Annotated in this window: 2 protein-coding genes and 3 pseudogenes; 3 read left to right on the plus strand and 2 right to left on the minus strand. The window is 57.4% G+C overall.

The window, feature by feature from the left end:
• Positions 1–124 precede the first annotated feature (124 nt).
• A complete protein-coding gene (gene repC, locus BN77_RS28370) occupies positions 125–1390 on the minus strand; it encodes a plasmid replication protein RepC (RefSeq protein WP_028749676.1) in 1266 nt (421 codons plus the stop codon).
• A 495-nt stretch (positions 1391–1885) separates the two neighbouring features.
• On the opposite strand from repC, the pseudogene BN77_RS35275 reads away from it, so the two are divergent.
• Positions 1886–2202: pseudogene (locus BN77_RS35275) on the plus strand (transposase); the annotation flags it as partial.
• A gap of 150 nt (positions 2203–2352) precedes the next feature.
• Positions 2353–2807, plus strand: a pseudogene (locus BN77_RS32820) (IS110 family RNA-guided transposase); the annotation flags it as partial.
• Here the strand turns inward: BN77_RS32820 and BN77_RS35750 are convergent.
• On the minus strand, positions 2800–4053 hold the full coding sequence (locus tag BN77_RS35750; protein ID WP_007538817.1) for a tyrosine-type recombinase/integrase: 1254 nt from the start codon (positions 4051–4053) through the stop codon (positions 2800–2802). The pseudogene BN77_RS32820 and the gene BN77_RS35750 overlap by 8 nt on opposite strands.
• 235 nt (positions 4054–4288) lie before the next feature.
• On the opposite strand from BN77_RS35750, the pseudogene BN77_RS28390 reads away from it, so the two are divergent.
• Positions 4289–4778: pseudogene (locus BN77_RS28390) on the plus strand (IS66 family transposase); the annotation flags it as partial.
• Positions 4779–4865 lie beyond the last annotated feature (87 nt).

Here is a 4865-nt window from a genome sequence, read left to right on the forward strand (position 1 = left end):
AGAGCAAACCAGACCCGAGCAACAGCTGAAAGCTCCCTGCCTGACTCCTCGGCACCAAATAGCCACACTTTCTGACGACCGCTCACAAGGTCAAGGCAGCCTGACACCCATCCGTTACGTCCAGCTAAAAGCAATCGCGTCTTAATTCTTGCTGACAATTTCGAGCGGCAAGCCCGAAAACAGAGCGGGCAAGATGCAACTCGCCCACGGAGGCCCGATTTGTCATGGCACGCAAATAACCTCCTGGCGATCTGACTTCCTGCCTACTATATTTCTCTAACGTAATGGCAACCGCGACAGCGGCTTGAGGCTCACCCATTTGCTGAACGGCCCGGGTTCTGGCATCCTCGGAAATCCCGGCAAACCGGCACATTAATGGCATATTCCGCGCCAGCTCGGCCCAGCTTTTGGGTGCAAGCCCGTAGACCTGCAGGATCGGCACCGCCTTCATTACGTCTTGCAAAGCCACCGCAGGTTTCGGCAAGTTTTGTGCTTGGCTGATTTCGTTCCGATCTGGCCCCAGGCTTTTTTCACAAGCCGAGTTGGGGATGGAGTCAGCGTTAGGCGAAGGCCATTTACTGTTACTATGTACACGAATTTTAGGGATTGTATTTCGTTTGTGTATGCCGTTTTCAAGACGCGGGGATGCCGTTTTTCCCGTCTCTTGTGCTTCGACCGCTGTGATGGGGAGCCGCATCAACCAATCTATCAGCCGCTCCAAAAGGGCCGTTGCTCGGCTCAGCATCCGGCTAGATGCTGAGCCGGCGGCCCTAATTAGAACATTGATGCGATCGATGCGGGCACCAACGTGCCGCAGCGTTCGATCGGAATGCTGCTCGGCGGTTGAAAGGGCATAACGAACGGCCCGAAGCGTGCCACGATAGCGTCGCGACGCCGCGTCGGTGTCTCTCTTCTCAGCTTGAGCCTGCCTCACGAGCTTGTCCAGCTCGGTATATCGAACGACCAGGATCCGGAGGTCGATTCCGCACCCACCCATGATTTCACCATGGCCGCTGCGGATCGGGTAGCGCTTGTAGTTGCCGCTATCCCGCATGGTGACCAGGCCGGCGTCGAATAGGCGCGATAGCAGCCGACTGACGCGACTAACGGAGCGGCCGATCTCGAAGGCTAGCTGCCGGTTAGATTTAAATACGATCGGACGGCCGAACGGGCCAAACGATTCAGCGGGAACCGTGTTGATTAGAGCCACAAGCAGGTGGCTTTCGGTCGCATTGATCAGCCCTGTGCATGTCAGGGATTGAGCGAGGCCAGCCAATTGGGCACGCGTCACCGTACCGATCTCCGCCGACTCCGCCAGTCGCCGGAAGTGGGTGCGCTGTGGCGTTATGATGCGGCCGGTTGGCCGCGGATGCATTTGGGTGTTGCCCATCTCGTCGTCTCCGCTTGAGACCAGGCAAAGGTTTGCCGTTCACCGAAAAGGTGTTTTTGTTATTGGTGGGAAGAGAGAGGCTATCGCTTCCGGAGGTTCTTCGGGACCGGTTTCTTTTTCTGGTCTGGTTCTTTTCTCCGCAAATTTTGTGAGCTCGTTAGACTCGTATCGCGAAAAAATGCACCAGGGACCATATTGGCGCAACCTTTCGTTTGCGCGCATAAGCATCGAATGACAAAGAACGCCCTAATATGAAGTTGTTCCTAACTTTTTTAGATTCCGTTTATGCACTAGGAACTTAGCGCTCGCTCGTGAGATGCGCCAAATTGATTCTGAACCCACGTATTCTGTGAGCGGCTACTGATTCTGAAACGAGCGCACAAGTGGCGGCCAGCCTGAACTCCGGTGGGAGCAATATGTAGTGGTTCCATCTAGGCTCAGGACCTATTAATTTGACTTGAGATGTGATTCAGGTCTTCCGAGAGAGAGCCCGTGATGGGTGATTTGTTTTTGCTGAGCGAGCGCCAGATGGCGCGGATATCGCCACATTTCCCGCTTTCACACGGTGTCGCGTGGGTCGACGATCGGCGGGTGGTGCGGGATCGTCTACGTGATCCGCAACGGTCTCCAGTGGAAGGACGCGCCGGCGGGCTATGGTCCGCACAAGACGCTCTACAACCGCTTCGTACGCTGGAGCCGGCTGGGCGTGTTCGACCGCATCTTCGCCGGGCTCGCCGGCGAGGGGGCCGAAGCCGGAGCGCATCATGATCGACGCGACGCATCTCAAAGCCCACCGCACGGCGGCGAGCCTGCTTAGAAGTCGTATTGCGACGGAGACGGACGGCCGATTATCCTGCTTCTGTCAGAAGGTCAGATGTGAGCGATGGGGTGGACGCTCCCACTCAACGGCATCTTCGTGCCAGAATGGTTGTGTCGGAACCATTACAAGAGAGACAGCGTCCATGGAAAAGGTTAGCATAATCGGCCTGGATTTGGCCAAGAGCACAATTCAAGTTCACGCAGCAAGCATTAATGGCTCGGTGCTTTCTCGGCGAAAGATTTCGAGCAAGAAGTTGCTCGCGTTCCTTTCAGGCGTTGATCCTTGTATTGTAGCGATGGAAGCCTGCGCGGGCAGCCACCATTGGGGTCGCGAGATTGGCAAGCTTGGTCATCAAGTCAAGCTGATCGCGCCAATTTACGTCAAACCGTTCGTCAAGCGCGTCAGAAGAATGATGCGGCCGATGCTGAAGCCATCTGCGAGGCGGCAATGAGACCAACTATGCGTTTCGTCGCAGTCAAAAGTGAGGAGAAGCAAGCTGCGGCGACAGTATTCAAGGTACGTGACCTTCTCGTGCGGCAAAAGACTCAAATCATCAATGCTTTTCGTGGTCTAATGGCAGAGTTCGGGATTACCGTTCCACTGCGCATGTCGGTATTCTCATCAGCCAGGTTGAAGACGATAGCTCGAACTTGACGGAGGCAGCACGCGCACCCTGTCTGGCATTGGTTTTAACATTACGGGCGCTCATTGATAAGGTTCGGGAACTTCCTTTATCGACAGACCTTCGGCAAGAAGCCGAGAGGCGCAGGCATGCCGCAGCGCGTGCCCCCCCGCGATGGGCCGCTGCGATTCCAAGCGCGACAAATCTGCGGTTCGCGACATCATAGATGCTCCCCGCCTTCAACGGCCGACGGGGCGCTTGCATGCAGAGGAAGACTTCCGGGTGGGACGACGACGGCCGAACCGTGTCGATGTAGCGGGCAAGCGCCTCAGCAACAGAAGAAACGAGCGGATAAATCTGCGGCTGGCGGCGCTTCAGACGGAAAAGCCCTAGGGTCCGACCGGACCAGTCGATCTGATCTAGGCGTAATGCAACGACCTCACCGCTGCGCATTCCATAGACCGCAAGCAGCAGCAGGATTGCACGATCGCGGATGTCCCGCGGCTTGTCGGTCTCGGCATCGACCAACATGCGCTGCACGTCTGACCAGTCCGGGGCGTACGGCAGAGACTCCTGTCGGTAGAGCCGGGGACGGCAAATCGATCCAGCCAGACCGTCTACGCACATTCCCCGCTTTCCTGCGTAGCGTAGAAATCCGCGCAGAGCCGAAGCGGTGTTGGCGACTGACACGCGGGACCATCGTCCCGTCGCCTGGGTAACGAAATAAGCGTCGATGTCGCCGGCGCGAAGATTGCAGAGATGCCGATTTGTCTCGTCACACCAGCGCAGGAACCTACCGATCACACGGGTCCATTGCTCGAGTGTCGATGATGTGAAGCCGCGCTCATCGCGCATCCATCTCACATACTCGTCGAGTTGGCTCTGATGCTCAACCCCGGCGCTCGGTTCACGCCACCAGCCGAGAAATCGAAGCCAAGGTCGTCCGATATCGACAACTCTTCGCGCTGCGGTGACGGCTCCGTGGGCTTGTTCCCTCTCAATGGCAATCCGTCGGAGTGCCTCGATGTCGATGCCCTCTGAAGAAGCATCCGGGCCGAGACGCTTGGCAATCCACAACAGCTCGTTGCGCTCTATCGTCAGCGAGCTGGGAGCCGCCCCGCATTCCGCACAGTGGCGAAGGTAACGGTCCCGCTCTTCGGCAAACGGCGCGTCATCATAGTAGCGGCCGACCGGATGGTCGGTATCAGTCGTCAGATCCATAGCAAACCTCCATTGGAAAAGGCTTGCTACCCACCCATTGAATTATGTTGCGTCAAGAACCCCACGACGGCTAAGCGCCCTAACAACTGAGAGGCTTGCGCAACATAAATTTGGCCGCAACATAACGGCTGTAGCCGTAACCGTCCGGATGCGACCCTCGATACTCCTCCCACAGGATGAGCAGCGTGACGCCGGGCTTTTTTAGCTCGACAGCAAGGTCGGCCCAGTTGGGTTCGCTACAGATACCGTCCAGCGGATGGCAAGGCTGTGGGAGATTGAGGAGACCGTTCGGAGTCAAAGCCCTCAGGCTCGTGTCGCCGCGCGTCAGGAGATCTCCGCAGCGATCGTCAGTGACCTCTTCACTCTCGGGCAGGCGACCCTGCCGCGGGTCTCCGGCAAATCGAAACTTGCAGAGGCTCTGCGTTATGCCATCTCGCGTCGCGATATCTTCGAGCGCTTCCTGACAGACGGTCGCGTTGAGATCGACTCCAACATCGTCGAGCGGGCAATCAGGCCCCAGGCAATCACGCGCAAGAACTCACTATTTGCAGGCAGTGACGGTGGCGGCAAGACCTGGGCGACCATCGCGACGCTTCTGCAGACGGCAAACAAAGATGAACAACGTCGATCCGCAGGCCTGGCTAACGCAGACGCTTGAACGCCTTGCCAATGCCTGGCCCAGCACCAAAATCGAAGCGCTCATGCCGTGGAATTACGCCGCCTGAACGGCCTCGGCTTGTTGCTTACTCGGCATCGCAGCCGCCGTTATCTTCTGGCTTTGATCTGAGTCCTGAGCCTAGTCACCTGGAACC

It is taken from the genome of Rhizobium mesoamericanum STM3625 (genome assembly GCF_000312665.1).
Taxonomy (GTDB): Bacteria; Pseudomonadota; Alphaproteobacteria; order Rhizobiales; family Rhizobiaceae; genus Rhizobium; species Rhizobium mesoamericanum.

Excerpts from the sequence above, each read along its gene's own strand:
- BN77_RS35750 (WP_007538817.1), bottom strand. The coding sequence starts at position 4,053 with ATGGATCTGACGACTGATACCGACCATCCGGTCGGCCGCTACTATGAT.
- repC (WP_028749676.1), bottom strand. The coding sequence starts at position 1,390 with ATGGGCAACACCCAAATGCATCCGCGGCCAACCGGCCGCATCATAACG.